This window comes from Actinophytocola glycyrrhizae, assembly GCF_042653545.1.
GTDB lineage: Bacteria > Actinomycetota > Actinomycetes > Mycobacteriales > Pseudonocardiaceae > Actinophytocola > Actinophytocola glycyrrhizae.
This window is the reverse complement of sequence record NZ_JBHSIS010000027.1, coordinates 141795-159833: the sequence shown is the minus strand read 5'-3', so window position 1 is coordinate 159833 and position 18039 is coordinate 141795. Positions and strand designations below refer to the sequence as shown.

Annotated in this window: 15 protein-coding genes and 1 pseudogene; 13 read left to right on the top strand and 3 right to left on the bottom strand. The window is 66.7% G+C overall.

Annotated features, from left to right (window positions below; translation table 11 throughout):
• Positions 1-158: 158 nt before the first annotated feature.
• The 9 genes from ACFPCV_RS37635 (at position 159) to ACFPCV_RS37595 (ending at position 12325) form a co-directional block, all read left to right on the top strand.
• Positions 159-848: a hypothetical protein gene (locus ACFPCV_RS37635; protein ID WP_378062203.1), complete on the top strand. Its 690-nt coding sequence runs from the start codon at positions 159-161 to the stop codon at positions 846-848.
• Positions 849-1205: 357 nt separating this feature from the next.
• Positions 1206-1577: a hypothetical protein gene (locus ACFPCV_RS37630; RefSeq protein WP_378062201.1), complete on the top strand. Its 372-nt coding sequence runs from the start codon at positions 1206-1208 to the stop codon at positions 1575-1577.
• 165 nt (positions 1578-1742) lie between these two features.
• Entirely contained in the window at positions 1743-2186 is a 444-nt protein-coding gene (locus ACFPCV_RS37625) for a single-stranded DNA-binding protein (RefSeq protein WP_378062199.1), read from the top strand.
• A 203-nt stretch (positions 2187-2389) separates the two neighbouring features.
• Positions 2390-2716 (top strand): hypothetical protein, encoded by a 327-nt coding sequence (locus ACFPCV_RS37620; protein WP_378062197.1) that lies wholly within the window; start codon positions 2390-2392, stop codon positions 2714-2716.
• A 243-nt stretch (positions 2717-2959) separates the two neighbouring features.
• Positions 2960-3280, top strand: coding sequence for a hypothetical protein (locus ACFPCV_RS37615; RefSeq protein WP_378062195.1), 321 nt, complete (start codon positions 2960-2962; stop codon positions 3278-3280).
• Between the two features lie 730 nt (positions 3281-4010).
• Entirely contained in the window at positions 4011-5153 is a 1143-nt protein-coding gene (locus ACFPCV_RS37610; protein ID WP_378062193.1) for a hypothetical protein, read from the top strand.
• A gap of 197 nt (positions 5154-5350) precedes the next feature.
• Positions 5351-11134 carry a MobF family relaxase gene (mobF, locus tag ACFPCV_RS37605; protein ID WP_378062192.1) on the top strand — a complete coding sequence of 1928 codons (5784 nt, stop codon included), beginning with the start codon at positions 5351-5353 and terminating at the stop codon, positions 11132-11134.
• A 240-nt stretch (positions 11135-11374) separates the two neighbouring features.
• Complete coding sequence (locus ACFPCV_RS37600; protein ID WP_378062190.1) at positions 11375-12109, top strand: SAVMC3_10250 family protein; 735 nt, start codon at positions 11375-11377, stop codon at positions 12107-12109.
• Positions 12110-12208: 99 nt separating this feature from the next.
• A complete protein-coding gene (locus tag ACFPCV_RS37595; RefSeq protein WP_378062188.1) occupies positions 12209-12325 on the top strand; it encodes a S26 family signal peptidase in 117 nt (38 codons plus the stop codon).
• Here ACFPCV_RS37595 and ACFPCV_RS37590 read toward each other — a convergent pair.
• On the bottom strand, positions 12306-12806 hold the full coding sequence (locus ACFPCV_RS37590; RefSeq protein ID WP_378062186.1) for a tetratricopeptide repeat protein: 501 nt from the start codon (positions 12804-12806) through the stop codon (positions 12306-12308). The two genes, ACFPCV_RS37595 and ACFPCV_RS37590, sit on opposite strands and share 20 nt — an antisense overlap.
• 223 nt (positions 12807-13029) lie before the next feature.
• On the opposite strand from ACFPCV_RS37590, the gene ACFPCV_RS37585 reads away from it, so the two are divergent.
• Both ACFPCV_RS37585 and ACFPCV_RS37580 read left to right on the top strand, forming a co-directional pair.
• Entirely contained in the window at positions 13030-14304 is a 1275-nt protein-coding gene (locus ACFPCV_RS37585) for a condensation domain-containing protein (protein ID WP_378062184.1), read from the top strand.
• On the top strand, positions 14301-14561 hold the full coding sequence (locus tag ACFPCV_RS37580) for a phosphopantetheine-binding protein (protein WP_378062183.1): 261 nt from the start codon (positions 14301-14303) through the stop codon (positions 14559-14561). Before ACFPCV_RS37585 ends, ACFPCV_RS37580 begins: the two co-directional genes overlap by 4 nt.
• Positions 14562-14612: 51 nt before the next feature.
• Here ACFPCV_RS37580 and ACFPCV_RS39045 read toward each other — a convergent pair.
• Both ACFPCV_RS39045 and ACFPCV_RS37575 read right to left on the bottom strand, forming a co-directional pair.
• A pseudogene (locus ACFPCV_RS39045) lies at positions 14613-14768 on the bottom strand (IS701 family transposase); the annotation flags it as partial.
• A 113-nt stretch (positions 14769-14881) separates the two neighbouring features.
• Positions 14882-16390: a class I adenylate-forming enzyme family protein gene (locus ACFPCV_RS37575; RefSeq protein WP_378062182.1), complete on the bottom strand. Its 1509-nt coding sequence runs from the start codon at positions 16388-16390 to the stop codon at positions 14882-14884.
• Positions 16391-16550: 160 nt separating this feature from the next.
• Between ACFPCV_RS37575 and ACFPCV_RS37570 the strand changes: the two genes are divergently transcribed.
• Positions 16551-17171, top strand: a complete 621-nt coding sequence (locus ACFPCV_RS37570; RefSeq protein WP_378062181.1) for a cyclodeaminase/cyclohydrolase family protein — start codon at positions 16551-16553, stop codon at positions 17169-17171.
• Complete coding sequence (locus tag ACFPCV_RS37565) at positions 17168-18019, top strand: bifunctional 5,10-methylenetetrahydrofolate dehydrogenase/5,10-methenyltetrahydrofolate cyclohydrolase (protein WP_378062180.1); 852 nt, start codon at positions 17168-17170, stop codon at positions 18017-18019. The genes ACFPCV_RS37570 and ACFPCV_RS37565 overlap by 4 nt, the downstream gene beginning before the upstream one ends.
• The last annotated feature ends 20 nt before the right edge of the window (positions 18020-18039 follow it).

Below are 18039 nucleotides of genomic sequence, written 5' to 3'. Positions count from 1 at the left end.
CGGGTGACCGACACCGTGCCCCGTCGGAACGCACGTCCCATCCGGACCTCCGACCCGAGAGCGCCGCGCCGACACACGAGTCAGTCACTCACGCGTTCTCCCAGCGGCCACGCCGCATTCCGATCAACTTCCGTTACCCACACACAGAAGAGACGCGCATGACCACGACGGTTCGGGTGTTCCACAACAACAACCCGCGAGACGCGATGGTGTTCGGGTTCCAGCCAGCGCCCTACCAGGTCGGCGACACCGAGCAGCCCGCGCACACCGTGACCGAGGTGTTCTCGTACACGGCGCTGCCCGACGACCCATATCCGGTCCAGTTTGCTTACGACCTGTGCAACATCGGCGACGACCCCACGTTCTTCGACCGGCCGGACCCGCGCGCGGTCGAGTACCGCGACCGCGCGAACCGGTCACTGAGCGTCGGTGACGTCGTGGCCGTGCACGACAACCGCGGCGAGCGCGGTACCCGCTGGTACGCCTGCGCTCATGCCGGATTCGACCTTCTCGACCAGGGCCCGGTCATCGAGAACGCCGAACAGCATGGCACCACACCGATCGACGCGCCGCTGGTCGGATACGTCGTCACGTTCGCCAGCCCCCGCGAACTCGAACGCGAGCGTTGGGTCATCGAGGCCTACGCCCACAACCAGCTCACCCGCCGCATCCAGCAGCGGCTCATGACCCAGCTGAAGGTGGAGCGGGTGCGGCTACGGTTCACCAGCATCCACACCGGGTTCGCCCTCAGCGCAGCGGGTGCCGAGGTCGCCGAGTTCACCGCCGTGCCCGTGCCAGGCACAGCCGAGTTCCCCCGGTACAAAGCCGGGACGGAGCCCCTTTCGTGACGAGCGGGGGTACGAGCTGTTACCTCTCGCGCAGACCACGCCGACCAGCAGGCAACCACCACGACCGAGGTCTGCGTCACGAAACAAGCGACCCGGCGAACCACCCATCTACTAGCCCACGTGCCGCGCTCGCCGCGCAGTTCTCCCGGCCACACCGAACGGATCGAGACGGACGGCTCTCTCCGTCGAAGCACGCGGCCCACGCCTTCTCTTATACCGCCCCCCTTTACGCCGGGATCGGGTGCTGCTCACTCCGTTCCTACATACCGAGGCGACGTGATGACTACAGACTCACGGACCGAGCCGACTGCGCGACCCCGGATGTTCGGTCAGCGCGCCTATACGCTGCCGGACAGCTTGCGGACCAACATCCCCCGCGAGCACTACGACGGCACTCCCGGGCTGTGGGCCTACGCCCGCGGTCTGCTCATCGAGACCTGCTACGCCCTGCCCTGGACGCCACTCGCGCTGTTCGTAGGTGTCGAAACCGACAACGACGACAACACGACCGCGGTCGTGCTCACCATCGTCGCCAAGGACGAGAACACCGACCACAACAACGACATCGTCACCGTGGTCTGGCGGCAAGACCGAGACCCGGGAGACCGGGGGCACGACGTCTGGCAACTCACCATCAACGGCGCCGTGCGCCGCCACCCGGGCTCCACACACGTCCGTCCCTCACCACCGATCCTCGCGGGCATCATCCGCGACGCCATCAACGGCTAAGGCCGGACGGGACGACCCGAAAGACCCGCACCATCCCGCCCGGCACTCCGGGCGCGTCAGCACCTGGGCACGGCAAGCCGGTCACGGACACGTCGTGATCGACAGCCGGCGGCCGGCGAGGACCTCACCCCCGCGTGATCAGCAATCAATCCGAAGGAGACAATCATGGCTGGAGACACCATCATTACGGTCATTGGCAACCTCACCGCCGACCCCGAACTCAGGTTCGTCCCGAGCGGCGCAGCGGTCGCCAACTTCACCGTGGCCTCGACACCCCGCTACCTCGACCGCCAGAGTGGTGAGTGGAAGGACGGCGAAGCCACCTTCCTGCGCTGCAACATCTGGCGGCAGGCCGCGGAGAACGTGGCAGAGTCGCTCACCCGGGGCGCGCGGGTGATCGTCTCTGGTCGGCTCAAGCAGCGCACCTTCGAGACCCGCGAGGGTGAGAAGCGCACCGTCATGGAGCTGGACGTGGACGAGATCGGCCCGTCGCTGCGCTTCACCACCGCCAAGATCACGAAGGTCAAGCGTAGCGGCACCACCACCAAGACCGACGACCCCTGGTCCAACGCCGAGCCCGCCGCCACCATGGCCGACCTCGCCGCCTAATGGCTCGGTCCAAGACGATGGGCCCTGTCCCGGCTCGATGACCGCAGAGTCTCACGGGACCGGGCCCATCGTGTCGGCACCATCGCCTGGCGTTCTGCGGCCCCCACCACCGCTGGGCCATGCCCGGAGCCGGTCGGCCGTGTGGTGGCCCCGCACCGGGTTCGCAAACACACCAGCAACCTTTCTGCACCTATGGAGACCACATGTCCACATGCGACCAGGCCGTGTCCCTGCCATTCGCTGCGAGCACCCCGGTGCCGTTCGGCACCTTCTCGGGTGCCCTGGTGACTGTTCCGGTCAGCTCGACCGGTCTCAACGGTCAAGTGCCCGAAACCGAAGATGTGGCGTTCTGCCGGTCCGCGGCCGAGGACTGGGCAGCCGAGAGCGGTCTAACGATGCAGGAGTTCCAACGCACGTATGTCGAACAGCGTGTGGCCGAACTGATGGACCAGCACCCGGCTCTGCAGCGTCTCGACGCCGAGAGTCTCGCGCTCACCGAGACACCGTGGCTCGACGATCACGCAGCCTAGCCGACCGGTCTGCGGCCTGGTCTCGTCTGCGCTCCCGCTGCCCGAGACTCCCCCCGCCGATCCCGGTGCGGTCACACAGAACATGGCCTGCCGCGCGTCCCGCCCTGCCCGAGCGACGATCCGGCCGGTCCGGCCAACAACAGCGCGCAGGTACCCGCCTACCCGGACGGCCCGGCAACCCGAACCAACAACGGCCACGGCGGCGGAAAGCAGCCAGAGCAGCTACCGAGAAAGGGGACGCAGATGGACGCCGATGTTCGGCAGCAGATCAAGGAGGCGGCAGCGTCCGCGGCACGGGCGGTGTGGGACACCGCGCAGGCCCCCGATGGTCATTCCGGCGCAGTGTTCCTCGACCTGGACAGGGTCGAGGAACTCGCCCGCGAGAAGTACTGGCAAACCCTTCGGGACACGTGCGCCGAGTTCGGCGTCGACGAGCGTGACTACTGGCTGGCCAACCCCGTGGAGGCCATCACCTCCGAACCGGAGTGCCTCGCCGACGACCTACCGCGCATCGCCGAGGACCTCGCCTCCACGGCCAGCCTCTACACCGAACCGCCGTACTGACCGAGGGGTAGACACGGCGAGGGGTGCGCCCATCCCGAAGGCCGGACACACCCCTCGTGTCACGCGCGACAGCCCTCGAGGGGCAACCACCGAGATGGCCCAACCACGTATCGCGCGGACGTGCGCCAACACTCACGGGGCCACAAACAGCCCTTGCACGCCGACGCACACGCCAGTGTAGCCAGGGACCTGTGCCCCCGGATCCCTCTGGCCCTACTGGCCGATCGCGCTACCAGGTCACCGTCAACCGTGTCGAGGTCAACCGGTCGAGCGGTGCGACCAGTACCAGCCGGGGGCAGTACGCCTCGCCTTCGGCGTCGGCACTCATCGGGGGCCCTCAACCCGACGCCCGATCCTTGAACAGGGGCGCTGCCGCGTCAAGGCACGCTTCGCTCTTCGGCCTTGACCCGTCATCACCCCTGCTCAAGACGGCTTTGTGTCGGGAAGAGGGAGGTGAGGCAGTGCCCCGACCGGCACGGTCAGCCATCACCGGAAACGTAGAAATAATCTCGACATTCGACCGCCGCGCGACCGTGTGCACGCCAATTCGCGACCGTAAAACCGCAGGTCAGCAGCTGTGCACATTGCCCACAATTCACGATAAATCAGCATCGAAAACCCCACTTAAACCTTGCCTCCCGACCCCGAATCACGCTAAGATAAGCGTGCAAGAAACACCGGGAACAACCACCCCGGTACTCACAAAGATACAAACCACGAGGTTTATTTCATGCTGACCGCCGAAGCGTTGGAAGTCCTGTCCATCCTGGTTGACCTGCAAGAACTTGACTCGGCCAAGGAGGCAGCGCGCGGACTCCTCAACACCGCACCCATTTCCGACCTGTGGACGATCGCGCGATGCGCTGACATTCTCGACACCAACAACCGCGCCGTTGCTGTCGCCAAGCTGGACCAGTTCGCCCGCGAGCTGACCGACGAGCACCGCGCCGCCCTGGTCCACTTCTGCCGTGACGAGACCGGCGACCGGCCCCGCCTCACCGCAACCGACACCCCCGCCCAGCCGGACACCCTGTCCGTGTACTTCGACACCCGCCCCGGCTACGACGAGGAAGGCCCCCAGCCCGCAGGGCTCACCGTGCACCCCGCACCCTGGGAGCAGGCCAGGGCACGCCGCATGGCGGAGCTGTCGCGCCAGTTGCGCACCGCCAAGAACCAGCTCCCCGCGCACGTCCGTTCCGAGATGCGCGCCGTCCGCAGCACTGACCCGACATGCCGCCGCCCGGTCAAGTCCCGCGCCCAGCACAAGGCCGAACGACTCACGGACGACTACATGCGCACGCGGTTGGGCATCGAGGACCACAGCGCCCCACCGAACGCGCGACGCACCGTGTTCGACATCGACGACGACCAGCCCACCACCCCGGCCAGCGACCAGCCCGACGCCTACGCGCTGGACTACGACCGCGCCGCCCGCCCGCAACTGTGGGCCACCCCGTGCGTGTGGTGCTTTGTCGAGCGCCGCCCCCAGGACGACCGCGCCACCCGCAGCGCCACGAGGCATGACGACGGGTTGTGTGTCGAGTGCCGAGACGCCAACCGTCCCGGACTCCCACTCCGCACGCAGCCCACCCGCCGCCCGGTGCGCGCAGCGCGCACGGTGGCCTACATCAACCCGCAGGCCCGCGCCATCGCGGCCCGTTCCGCCGAGATCACCGCCCCGTGTGCCGCCGTGGCCGAGCACCTACCGCCCGCCGCCGCCCTGGTCTGGATGCGCGCCTACTACCGCATGTCCCCCGAAGCCCACCACCCGATCATCGAGCAGTGGGTGACCGCGTGGCGCGACGCGCAGCGCCCGCAGCCCCCGACCCCGATCACACCCGCCGCGCCCGTTCCCGCACTGGCCGCCGCCTAGCGCCAGCACCGCACGTAGCCCCCGGGGAGATCCCCGGGGGCTACGTCCGCGTGCCGCCACGCCCCACCCGCCGACGCCCGCGCCGCACCCGCCACACGAGACCCGCGCACGCGACCCGCCGCGCCCGTGCGTGGCGAGCGCGCGTTCAGGGCGGTCACACCTCTGGCATTGCAATGTACGGATGCAAACGAACACGTGTGCGAGGTATTCTGGAGGTCTGGGGGGAGGAGGATCACCGTGGCAACGCGGTGACGATGACGTGCCATGTGCTGCACGCCGGCGACGGGTATACGTACCTGACCCGGCAGGTGGCCAGCGGGGATACGACGCGTCCGGCGGGTGATCCGCTCGTCGACTACTACCAGGTCGCAGGTAATCCGTCTGGGCGCTGGGTGGGGTCCGGTTGCGCTGATCTCGAGGTGTCGGGTGAGGTCAGCGAAGATCAGATGCTCGCCTTGTTCGGCGAGGGTCTGCATCCGAACGCGAACGCGATCGTCGCCGAGCGGATGGCCCGCGGCGACAGCTACGACCAGGCCCTCGCCGCCGCGCGGCTGGGCCGCAAGTTCTACCAGTTCGACGCTGCGGTGCCGCTCGTCGCGGACTTGCGCACGGCGTACGTCAAGTTCGCGAAGCGGCACGGACGCCGCGCGACTGTCGCGGAGCGACGCGGAATCAAGCGGCACGTCGCCGCCGAACACCTGGCCGCAGCCAGCCACGGGACGACTCGTTTCCAGCAAACAAGCCAACACCACGCGGTTCTTGACGCGACGCCGGATCTCACGAGCTCGGCGAATCCCGCAGACGTCGACCAGTATCTCGTCGACCAGCTCGGCAAGGCACGCCAGCCCGTCGCTGGCTTCGATCTGGTGTTCTCGCCACCGAAATCGGTGTCCGTGCTGTGGGCGCTCGGTGGGCCCGAGGTCCGCCACATCGTGGAAGCGGTGCATGAACGAGCATGGCGTGGCGCGCTCGCGTATGGCGAGCGCGAGGCCGCGTTCACCCGCCTCGGCGCCTCGGGGATCGCGTTCGCACCCACGTCTGGGTTCGTCGCGACCGCGTTCCAGCACCGCGACTCCCGTGCCGGGGATCCGGATCTGCACACCCACGTCGCGGTCGCCAACCGCGTGCTCGCTGAGGACGGGAAGTGGCGCACGCTCGACTCCCGTCAGATGCACAAGGTCGCGGTCAGCATGTCCGAGACCTACAACTCGTTGACCGAACTGGGGTTGATCGACGAGCTCGGCGTGCGCTACACCGAAGTGCTCGCAGGCGCGGGGAAACGGCCGGTTCGGGAGATCGACGGCATCCCCCGGGAATGGACTATCGGGTTCTCCCGCCGCCGTACGCAGGTGGAGACGCACTACGACCGGTTGGTCGCCGGGTACGTGCGCGACCATGGGCACAGCCCGCCGCGCTCGGTGCAGCACAAGCTCGCGCAGCAGGCCGCTCTCACCGACCGGCCGGAGAAGATTGGGCTGCGGACGTTGGCCGCGCAGGTGGCGGACTGGACGAGTCGTGCCCAGGAGTTGTTGCCCGGGATGGACATTCGCGCCCGGATTCACTCCTGTCTACACCGGACAGTCCCGGGTGCCGGGCCTGATCTGGCTGAGGTCGCGGCGCGGGTGGTCGAGCGGATCGCGGACGACCGGGCGACGTGGGTGGTGTATCACGTGCGGGCGGAAGCCCATCGCCAGCTTCGACCAAACGCCGCGTTCTTCACCGGCCAGCACGCCGAGATGGACGGGGATGAGCGGCTGTTGGGGGCCGTGGAAACAGTCACTGCGCTGGCGTTGGACCGGCACTCGCTACGTCTCGGTGCTGTGGCGGGCGAGCCGCGGGAGAAGCTGCCGCGGGCGTTGCGGATGCCGGATGGCGAGTCGGTGTTCGTGCGGCGCGGGTCGGCCGTCTACACCAGCGAGAACATTCTGGCCGCCGAGCAGCGGCTGGTCGATGACGCCCACACCGTTCGCGGGCCGGTCGTTCCGGACGCCGTGCGCAACGTCGCGCTGTCCGCGTGGCAGCACGCCGATCCGGACCGGGTACGGCGGCTCGATGCCGGACAACGCGCGCTGGTTGAGCATTTCGTGTCCTGCGGGAAAGCCCTCGCTGTCGGTATCGGCCCACCAGGCGCAGGCAAGTCCACTGTCATGGCCGCTGTGCGCGCGGCATGGGAAACCACCGGCGGCCGGGTTCACGGCTACGCCCCGAGCGCGGCTGCCGCGAGTGTGCTCGGCGATGACCTCGGTGTCCGCGCGGACACCCTGCACAGCCTCCTCGAGGCCCGCCGCCACGGCGCCACGATCGATGTCCGGGCCGGGGACATGCTGCTCGTCGACGAGGCAGGTATGGCCGGCACCCGGCTGCTCGACGAGGTACGCGCGCTGGCCGCCGAACGCGGCGCCGTGGTGCGGCTCGTCGGCGACTACCGCCAGCTCTCCGCCGTCGAAGCCGGTGGCGTGCTGCGGTTGATCCACCACGACGCGGGCGGGGTGGAACTGTCCGAACTGCACCGCTTCACGCATCGCGCCGAAGCTCAGGCGATCCTGCGGTTCCGGGTCGGCGACGACCGCGCGATCGACTTCTACGCCGACAACGACCGCCTGGTCGGCGGGGTCGGGCCCGCGGTCCTGGACCGGCTGTACGCGGACTGGAAAGCCGACATCGACGCCGGTGCCACCGCGATCATGATCGGCGACACCGGCGAGGTCGCCCGCGAACTGTCCAGCCGCGCGCAGACCGAACGCCGCGCCACCGGCCTCGTCGAGAACGACGGCGTGCGGCTGCACGACGGCAGCATCGCCGGGGTCGGCGACCGGATCGTGACCCGCCTCAACCGCCGTGACCTCGCCCTGTTCGGCGGCCGCGACTACGTCAAAAACGGTGATCTCTGGGAAGTCGAGGCCCGCCACGACGACGGCCGACTGCGGGTGCGCCATGTTCGCCACGGCGGCACCGTGCTGCTGTCCGCCCAGTACGTCGCCCGGTTCGTCGAGCTCGGTTACGCCGCCACCATCCACCGCTCGCAAGGGCTCACAGTCGACGTGTCTCGTGCGTTCCTGTCCACCGCCGCCGCGCGAGAAGCCGCCCTCGTCGCTCTCTCACGGGGACGGGAGGCGAACTATGCCTACCTCGACACCCAAGAGATCGTGCACCCGGACGAACCCCCGGTGCTGCCGGGTGATCTGTTCTACCGGTACCGAGAACGCAGCCGCACCGAGGAAGCGCTTCGCGCGATCCTGCGGCGCGAGAGTGCCGAGCTGTCGGCGACCGAACAACTCCGCAACGCGATGGAGGAACCGCACCGGCTGTCCACACTGGTGCCGCAGTACCTCTACGCCCGTCACATCTACCGGGACCCCGGCGGGCAACAGGCCGAACAGTGGGTCCGCGAAGCGCTGCCCGACCATGCCGACGACATCGTCACCGACAACGCCTGGCCCGAACTCGCCCGCGTCCTGCACGAGGTCAACGACGCCCACCACGACCCCATCGACGTGCTCCGCCGCCGCGCCGCGCAACGACCACTCGACGACGACCCCATCGACCCGGCTGACTCGGTCGCGGAAGTGCTGCACTGGCGCATCACCAAGCACATGCCCACCCCGCCCTCCGACCGGGACCGCCCGGACTGGCTACCCGGCTGGGTTCCCACGCCACCGCACCCGGACGAAGACATCACGACCCCGGGCAACCTCGCCGACATCGCCGAACTCGGCACCTGGCTCCGCACCCACGTCGAGCAGATCGCCGACCGCACCCGCGAACTCGGCGAACGGGTCGCGCAGAAACCGCCCGCATGGGCCGCCGACCTCGGACCGGTGCCCGACGAACCGATCACGCGCGACCTGTGGATCCGCCGCGCAGGCCACGTCACCGCCTACCGAGAACGGTGGCAGATTCCCGACACCGTCACCGACCTCCTACCGTCACACGACCGCGGCGAACAAGGCAGAGCCCGCGCCTGGGTCGCCACCTATCTCCGCGCACATCCCCTCGACCGGGCCACCGAACTCCATCGCGCCCGTCAGACCCGAGAGCGAGACCGCTGGTGCCAGCACAACGCCCGCGTCACCGACCGCATCAGCACTCAACGCCGAGACCACGAGGACGCACAGCGGCGCCGTGACACGATCGCCGCGCTCCTGCGCGCAACATGGCGGCATGAACCGACCCTCGTCGAGGCAATCATCGCCTCCCGCGCGTTCGACACGGTCGCCCGACGACTACACGGGGCCAGCCAGGCCGGCTACGACCTCCACGGTGTGCTCGCCGAGCTCCCCCTCGACGCGATCGACGCACCGCACATCGAGGACCCCGCCGCCTACACCGCGGCCATGGTCGATGTCGCGGTCGAACGCATCCGCACCGGCGAAGCCGACCGCGACGCCGATCAGCGCGCCGAACAACGGCGGTTCGCCCAGATGCATGACCAGGCAGCCGACCTGCTGCGAGAAGCCTGGGCCACCCGACCCCAGCTCGCAGAAACCGTCATCCACTCCCCCGCGTTCGACGCCCTCGTTCGCGCACTGGACCGGCACACCGACACCGGACTCAACGCCCACGACCTTCTCGCCGCGATTCCCCTCGCCAAACTCGACGCACCTCACATCCGCCACAAGGACCGATACGCCGTCTACCTCACCGACCAAGTCGCCGAACGACAACTCGACGCCCTCGAACACACCCGCCGCGCCGCCAGCGAACGCGCCGAACGTCACGAACAGCGACAAGCAGCCGCCCAAATCCTCCGCCATGCCTGGGCTACCCACCCGGACCTCGCCGACCGCGTCGTCACCGGGCCGGCGTTCCGGTTCCTCGCCGAGCGAATGGCCGCCGCGGAGCAATCCGGCCATAACGTTCACGGCATCATCTGTGGGCTCGACCCGGTCGCGCTCACCGCGCCGCACGTTCGCAATCCCTCCGGCGTGACCACCTACGCCTTCGCCCGAGCACTCGAACAGCACGCCCTCGACACCCGCCCTGCACCCCCGGTCGCCGCTGCGGCCAGCGCGCCAGCGGCCGTGCCTGAGCAGCGTGCGACTGCCACGACACACTGGACCCGACGACCGCACGGCGCACTCACCGACGCCACACTCCGCGCCCGCATCACCGCCGCACAACACACCGCCGACCAGATCGGCCTCGCCCGTGACAATGCCCAACACAAGGCCCGACAAGCCTCCGCCGCCGCGAGCGCTGGACACGGCCCGAACGTACGCGCACTCGACAACACCCTCGCTCACCTACGCACCCAAACCGCCCTCATCCGTGAAACGGATCAACTCGAACAACGGTGGCACGCACTGCTCGAACGCGCAGCCGACGCCGCCGAACAGCGCGCACACGCCGAGCACGACCTGGACCGGCTCGGCCGGCTCGCCCGCACCCGACGTGCCGAACTCGCCGAACGCATCGAGCAACTACGCGGCGTCGAGCACGACGCCACCCGGGAAGCCGACACCCTCGCCGACCAGGCCGCCCAGCTCCGCCAACAGGCTGGACCGCGGGAACAACGCGAGCAGCTGACCGCACAGGCGATTCGGACCGAAGCTGAGTACCCCCTAGCCCGGGAAACCGCATACGCCCGCGATCTCGCCGCGGCCAACACCGCAGAACGCCACGCCGCCGACCTCACCGCACAACACAACAACCACATGCGCGAACTCGATCAACTCCGTTCCGAACACGAACTCCGTGACCAGCTCCCCACCGACGACCGGCAACGCGAAGACCTCGAACGCGGTCTTGCACAGGCCACGGCTGCCGACGCAGATCGACAGCCTCCAACCCCAGATCCACACATCACCGCACCCAGTTCTCCCGGCCTAGCCGTCCCGGTACTCACGCCGAACGAACTGAACAATTCGGCGGCAACGGAGCCACAGTTGGCTACGCCCGATGCCTTCATCTCAACCAATACAGAGGAACCCGGCATCGAGCAAACCGTCCCACCACCTGATCCCGACGACCTCGAACGCTGATCGGTCAACCGCGGCTGCGGCCCGCCCAGGTACACCGGCGACAGCACCAGTCGGAGGTACTGCCCAGGGCCGCCGCACGACTACGGCGCGGGCACGACCACACCGATCCGCACGTCCGCGAACTCATACGCGGGCAGACCGCCCTGGGCGAGGGGCGAGTTCGCCTCGACGTACACGCAAGACTGGGACTGGATGCAAAGAAGGCAGGGACCGCAGCCGGGCCGACCACGGGCATCATCAGTGCATGAGCGATCTGGTTTATCTGTCAACAGGAAAGCTCCGCCACTCAACATCGGTCGGCGACGCGGCTTCCTCGGCACAGTAAAAGCGACCGTCAACCTGCTCAACATCGGCAGCTTTTCCGGTGAGATAGGGACGCAGCGGAATATCGGCCTCGAATTGAACAGGGCGGTTGAGAACCTTGAGACGGTGTGGTTCACCGAGCAGGTTCGAGCGTATGAATGGGTCGAATTCGAAGCGCTAATGAGTTACACGACCATCGGCTCCGCGGTCGTGTTTCTCGATGTCGCCGGGTCGACTGGCGGTTGCCCGTCAGGAGGCGAGAGCCGGTTGCTGCTGCACGGTTCTTCCGGGAACCTTGTCGATGAGGGGCCTCACTCAAGCGTCACTGCGGAGGAGTTGAGTGAACTGGCGGCGGCTCGATCTGTCTACCATCCGGACGTGCTAGCGTCGGTCGTCAATCATTTCGTAGACCTCATCGAATACAGATCCGACGAGAGTTCCGATCAGACAGACACCGGCCCGGGAATACACGGGTCGTGGTTCAACAACCACATCGGCGGGGCAGGCTTGCACCACGTCGTTCCCGCGTTGGCTGATCGGCTGCGGTTGCCGTACACAGCGGGATGGGTGCGCGGTCACGCACGCGTCACCGGCGTCGCTCCGGCTACAGCAGAGCATCCATACACGCTGTTCGCGTCACCGTTGTATGTCCAGTTGGGCCGGCCGGAATAGTGTATCTACTGAGCGACGTCCACTCTGACCAGCGCGTTGTGGTCGGGATCGGCCGCTGTCGCGCTATTGACTCGTCCCTGTGCTGCCGGGCTGGCGACCGTGCCCGCCGGGTACGTGGCGGTCATCGGGGACAACCTGCGCTCACAGGACTCGCGTCAGCTCGACCTTGTCGCCTGCCACGACATCGTCGGAAGGGCTACTTTACGTCGGCGATGAGGGGGGCAACGCGGCTCCGCAGCGCGTCGATACGGGATGCAAGTTCGTCGGTCGGTCCGAGCTCGGAGAAAGCGCCGATCATGGCGCCTGCCTGCTCAGCGTACCGGGCCGCAGTCGCGTGTTCTCCGAGTTCAGCGGTCGCTTCACCCAGTCCGACCAGGGCCCACGTTGTGGTCAGAACGTCGCCGACAGACCCGCCGGTGTCTACCGCTGCTCGATAGTGCCCAATGGCGTTGGTGGGCCGTGCTAGCTGCTGGTAGACCTCGCCGATATCATAGTGGATCTTGGCGGCGACGGGCCGTTCGTCGATCTCTTCGCACAGGGTCAGCGCCTGGCCGTGGACCGCCAGCGCGTGGTCGGCCCGGTGTGCACACAGCAGCGCCTTGCGGACGTTGTTGAGGCAGAAATCTGGGCTTCTGCTACCAGTGGTCGAGCCGCTACAGCCCACTGCCAAGCCGATGCGGTGCAGCAGCGGGCACATGGACCACCACCTGTCGTCTGGCCAGCCCAACAACGCACCGGCGAGGCGTTGAACGCACGCAAAGGAGCGCTCGGCCGGCCAGGGCGACGCGTTCGCGTCGCTGTGCGGTCGAACACCCGCTGATGCCACCTGCCCCAAGCCCCTCCTGACTTCCGCGTGGTTTCGGAACAAGGTCGTCTCAGCTACCCTTTTGCACAGAGGACAGTCGCATCTAGGGAGCATCGTGGCAATCCGCTCGGGTCCACTCACCTTCGGTCAGCAGGGGTATTTTTTATATCACGAAATTGACGAGAAGACGCACCGTCGACGGTGGAATTTACATTGGGAATGGCCGGTGCCGCCAGGTGTAGAATTGAGTACCCTCGAGAACGTCATTCGCGTTCTCATAGCGCGACATGAGGCCCTTCGCACCACCTATTCTTACGATGAGAACGGTACGCCGACACAATATGTACAACCACCGGAAGCGTTGCCGACCGTGCTGTCACTCGACCGTGCAGGCGGAGCGCTCACTCAACACGCGCGAGCCGAATTCGACCTGGCCTCTGTGCCCCCCGTCCGGTTCGTCATCGTTGCAGAGGGGAACGCTGTTCGCAAGGTCGTCTGCACCGCTCACCACGTGGCGCTGGACGGCTGGTCAATCTCCGTGCTGTCCAGCGAATACGAATCGCTTGTCGCCGCCGCCAGCGAGGCCGCAGCGCCAGCACTCTCACCCGTCAGGAGACAACCTCTGGACATTGTCGTTGAGCAACTGGAACCAAAGGCTGTCCGCCGGAGTACGCGCGCTCTCGACTACTGGCAGGAAATCGTCAGTTCCACACAGTGCGCCCTCCCGGCCTCCGACAGTAGCTGGCGTACCCACTTCAGAGTCTCGCTCACCACCGGATCAGCTCTCCGTGCAACGCAGTTACTCGCGGAGCGCTGGAATCTCCCGGCCTCGGCAGTGGTGTTGGCTGCCTTCGGTATGCAGGTCCGCCGGTACACCACCCTTTCGCGTTTTGTCGTGTTGTCACCATGCGCGAACCGCTTCTCTCCGGCAGACGAGTCCCTGGTGACGTGCCTGCACCAGGTCGCTGCCATTCGCCTTGACACGTCCAAGTCGCCCACGCTTCCAGAGTTCGCCGCCCAGGCGGCCCGGGCGGCGATGGTCGCCGGTCTGCACGCCAGTTATGACTGCTTCGAGTGGTATCGGCTGCTGGCATCCCACGGCTACCTCGACAAGTTCCGGATCGACAGCTGGCTGGCGTACAACTACCTCTCGCACAAGATCCCGCGGACGGCTGCGTACGACGAATCCATACGGGAATGGCATTATCACGAGTTGAGAACGAGCGACCCGAAGCCATATCTGGGCCTGTATCTCCTTGTCACCTCAGGAAGGGGCGGATTGCAGCTGACGTTGAGCAGCAACAGCGCCATACTCAATCCCGCGGATGCCGAGCCATTTCTTACCGCCATCGAAAATCTGCTGAAACAGGCAGCAAAGGACAACACATGACCATCGAACCGTGGGACCCACACTTCGAAGCCATCCTCAGAACGTATCTGCCCGAGCTGCCACCTGCGGATCCCCTGCCAGAAAACGTCCGACTGGCCAATCTCGGACTGGACTCGTTGCGAACACTCGGATTGATCCTCGATATACAGGAGCAGTACCAGGTGACCTTTACCGATGACGAGCTCAACCCCGACACGTTCGCAACGAGTGCATCCCTCTGGGGCGCACTCGCGAAGCTGACGGCAGAGCCTCGATAGCTGGACCAGGGTGCGGTCGTCGGCAAGTCCTAGTAAGCCTCTATTAGTTCGTCACGGTGCTTTTGGGCTGGTGAGGCGGAGTTCGACGAGGAAGCGGGGGCGGCGGTGACCAGGGTCATGTGGCGGCGCCAGCCGAGCCAGCTGCGGGCCTTCGAAGTTGATGAGTCCGAGGCTGGTCTTGGGTTCGCGGTGGTCGTGCTCGATCCGCTAGCGACTGGCGCCGCCAGCATCAAGCACGTTCACGCTGGTTCCACAAACGCACCAGACTCGCTCGCAACATCGAGAACACCCAGGTCAGCTAGCGGATGACTGCTGCCGTACTAGGTCAAATCCTGAGAGTACGTCTTTCGCAGCACGTGCTTGAGCACCTTGCCCGTAGGCCCCGTGGGCATTGCTTCAAGGTGGACGAACCTGCTCGGTACCGCGTACGGGCTGAGTCGTTCCCGGCAGTGAACCATTAGTTCACGCTGGATATCTTCGGCATTCGCTGACCAGGATTGGTCAACCACGACCGCGGCGACCACCCTTTCGCCGAGAAGGCGGGAGGGTGTACCGAAGACGGCAGCCTCCACCACCAGTTCGTGGGCGCGCAAACACGTCTCGATCTCGATGCTGGCGATCTTCTGCCCGACACTGTTAATAATGTCCCTGGCGCGATCCACAAGGTACACATAACCGTCCGAGTCGACCCAGGCGATGTCTCCGGTGCGAACCCAATCGCCGCGGAACACCGCCGCGGTCGCAGCAGGATCGCCGACATAGAACCGGGCCTGGCCGCCGAGTCGACTGATCCAGAGATCACCCTTGTGCCCGCACGGCACTGGCGCACCGTCATCACCCCTGATGCTGACGCGGGTACCGGGCTCCGGGGTGCCCAGAGCCCCCGGGGGATTCGGATGGACACCTCGGATCCGCGCAGCTCCAGCCTCGGTCAGACCGTACATGTTCATCACTTGCGCGTTGGGGAAGACTTCGGTGAGCGAGTTGAGCACATCGTCGTCAGCAGGAGATGATCCCACGCTGACCCATTCGACGGATGGCAGAGCCGCGTTTGCACCGGTGCACGCTCGAACCAGACGCCGTGCCGTGAATGGAACCAGACCCACGAACGTGGCCGAGTATTTCTCGACCGCGGAACGAATAGCGTTCGGACTCGTGTTCGGCAGATAGACGTTCGTGAGTCGGCTGGCCCGCAGGGCTTCCCACAACACGCGCTGGGCCGCCTGTGTGCCCAGCGGGATGTGGTGCACCAGAACAGACCGGCGCGGCGAGTTCGAGACCGGGGAGCGGACTTCCTGCCGAAGGCCATCGACGAAGTCCGCTCGGGGGCAACCCACCGCCATCCGTCTTCCGGTGGTGCCCGACGTGAACAGGAGCTCCACGACCTCGGGGAGTTCGGCCTCCTCGGTCATCGCGGTACCGGAAACCGCCGTCCCGGTCACCGTGTCGGTCAACTCGAGGCGCCTACTGAGGCCCGACGTGACCTCGCGAGCACGCGCTCCGCTGAACACACACAGAGACGTGGCTGTCAGTTCCGCGGACCTCTCGAGCGAGGCCCGCCCCTCCTCAGGACGCGCGGTCACGACGGTCGCCCCAGCGGCCAGCACGGCGACATAGGCGATGGCGTACTCAAGCCACATCTCACGATCGACCACGATCATCACGCGGTCGTTCAACCGGACTCCACATTGCTCCCTCAGCACCCCGGCCAGCGCGCGCGACGAGCGCGCCCACTCCTCGTAACTGAGCGACTTGCCCGTCACGGACCGGAAAGGGATGTCGCCGGGTGTCCCCTCCGCACGGTCACAAAGGACATTCAGCACGGCCACTCCGGCGGTAGGATAACGATGGTCATCACAAACATATGCGGCGTGATGAGCGGTGTCAACGGTACACGGTCCCGATATGTTGATTAGATTTCCTTCATTCCATTTGACTCATTCGAAGAGTCGGAAATCGTTGCCGAAATGACCATGTTAGACTGCGCGCATGGATGATCTGTCAATCATTTCCTGGCTGGACTCGCTCGCCGAGCGAACTCCCGCCCCTGGTGGCGGCGCTGCCGCCGCGGTGAACGCGGCGATGTCCGCGGCCCTCATTGGCATGGTAGCCAGCTACACCACTGGCAAGAAGTGGGCCGATCGGGAAACGCGGATGCGCGAGTTGAATCAGGAAGCGGAGCAGCTGCGGAAGGAGGCGCTCCGGCTCGCCGAGGAAGACCAGCATGCATTCGCCAAAGTCGGCGCGGCGTATGGAATGCCGAGGGAGACCGACGAGCAGAAGAGCGACCGCCGCGAGGCTATCCAATCGGCGCTCATCGGGGCGGCCGAGCCGCCTGTCGCGATCGCGGTCCTCAGCAGGAGGCTGGTCGAGCTGGCGGGCGAACTGGTCGATGGCGGCAACCCCAACGTGGTCTCGGACGTCGCCGTGGCCGCGAGCAACGCCCACGCGGCGCTTCAGGCCGCCGTGGTGAACATCGAGATCAACGCGGCGAGCATCAAGGACGAGGACGTGGTGCGAGGGCTGCGGTCAACGGTGGAGGGATGCACGGCGACGTTCGCCGCCGCCGAGGACGTGGTGCGACGGGTGCGTGCGGTGATCAGCGCATGACCGAGACCAGGACGCTCAGCGGCAAGGATCTGGCCGCCGACATTCGCAGTCAGGTGGCCGCGGATGTCAAGGCGCTTCGCGAGCACGGCGTCGAGCCCACACTGGCGATCGTCTTCGCCACCAGCGATGGCGGGACCCGTTGGTACGTCAGCTCGATCGTTAAGGCGGCGGAGAAGGCCGGCCTCAGGGCCATCGAGCGGCAACTCCCAGACGACAGCACCACGGCGGATATCGCGGCAGAACTGCAGCGACTCGCCAACGACGACACCGTGCACGGCATCATCCTGCAGACGCCCCTGCCCGTCGGTGTCGACGGTGGTGCCCTCGCCGCCCTCATTCCTTTCGGCAAAGACATCGACGGCATCAACCCGCTCAGCGCGGGGCGCCTGGTGATCGGGGAAAGTGGTTTCGCACCCGCGACTGCGGCCGCCGTAATGGAACTGCTGCGCTTCCACCAAGTGCCGCTGGTTGGTCGGCACGCGGTGGTTGTCGGCCGCAGTGCCGTGGTCGGCAAGCCAGTGGCACAGCTCCTGCTCCGTGAGGACGCTACGGTGACGGTCTGCCACTCCAAGACCGCAGACCTTCCCGAGGTCACGAGAGAGGCCGACGTCCTGGTCGTGGCAATTGGGCGTGCGCGGTTCATCACCGGTCGCCACGTCGGTGCGGCCACCACGGTCATCGATGTCGGCACCAACACCGACGACGCGGGGAACCTCGTCGGTGACGTGGATGCCGGGAGCGTCGTCGGCGTGGCAGCGGCCTTGACACCGGTACCTGGCGGGGTCGGTCCGGTGACGACGGCGTTGCTGCTCCAGCACGTCATAGCAGCGGCTCGTGCCGTCGGGTGAGCCGGGTAAGCCGGGTAAGC

What these genes read in the sequence shown, in the direction of transcription:
- ACFPCV_RS37615 (WP_378062195.1), top strand. Translation starts at nt 2,960, where the DNA reads ATGGACGCCGATGTTCGGCAGCAGATCAAGGAGGCGGCAGCGTCCGCG.
- ACFPCV_RS37580 (WP_378062183.1), top strand. Translation starts at nt 14,301, where the DNA reads ATGACCATCGAACCGTGGGACCCACACTTCGAAGCCATCCTCAGAACG.
- ACFPCV_RS37625 (WP_378062199.1), top strand. Translation starts at nt 1,743, where the DNA reads ATGGCTGGAGACACCATCATTACGGTCATTGGCAACCTCACCGCCGAC.
- ACFPCV_RS37610 (WP_378062193.1), top strand. Translation starts at nt 4,011, where the DNA reads ATGCTGACCGCCGAAGCGTTGGAAGTCCTGTCCATCCTGGTTGACCTG.
- ACFPCV_RS37570 (WP_378062181.1), top strand. Translation starts at nt 16,551, where the DNA reads ATGGATGATCTGTCAATCATTTCCTGGCTGGACTCGCTCGCCGAGCGA.
- ACFPCV_RS37620 (WP_378062197.1), top strand. Translation starts at nt 2,390, where the DNA reads ATGTCCACATGCGACCAGGCCGTGTCCCTGCCATTCGCTGCGAGCACC.
- ACFPCV_RS37635 (WP_378062203.1), top strand. Translation starts at nt 159, where the DNA reads ATGACCACGACGGTTCGGGTGTTCCACAACAACAACCCGCGAGACGCG.
- ACFPCV_RS37565 (WP_378062180.1), top strand. Translation starts at nt 17,168, where the DNA reads ATGACCGAGACCAGGACGCTCAGCGGCAAGGATCTGGCCGCCGACATT.
- ACFPCV_RS37590 (WP_378062186.1), bottom strand. Translation starts at nt 12,806, where the DNA reads ATGTGCCCGCTGCTGCACCGCATCGGCTTGGCAGTGGGCTGTAGCGGC.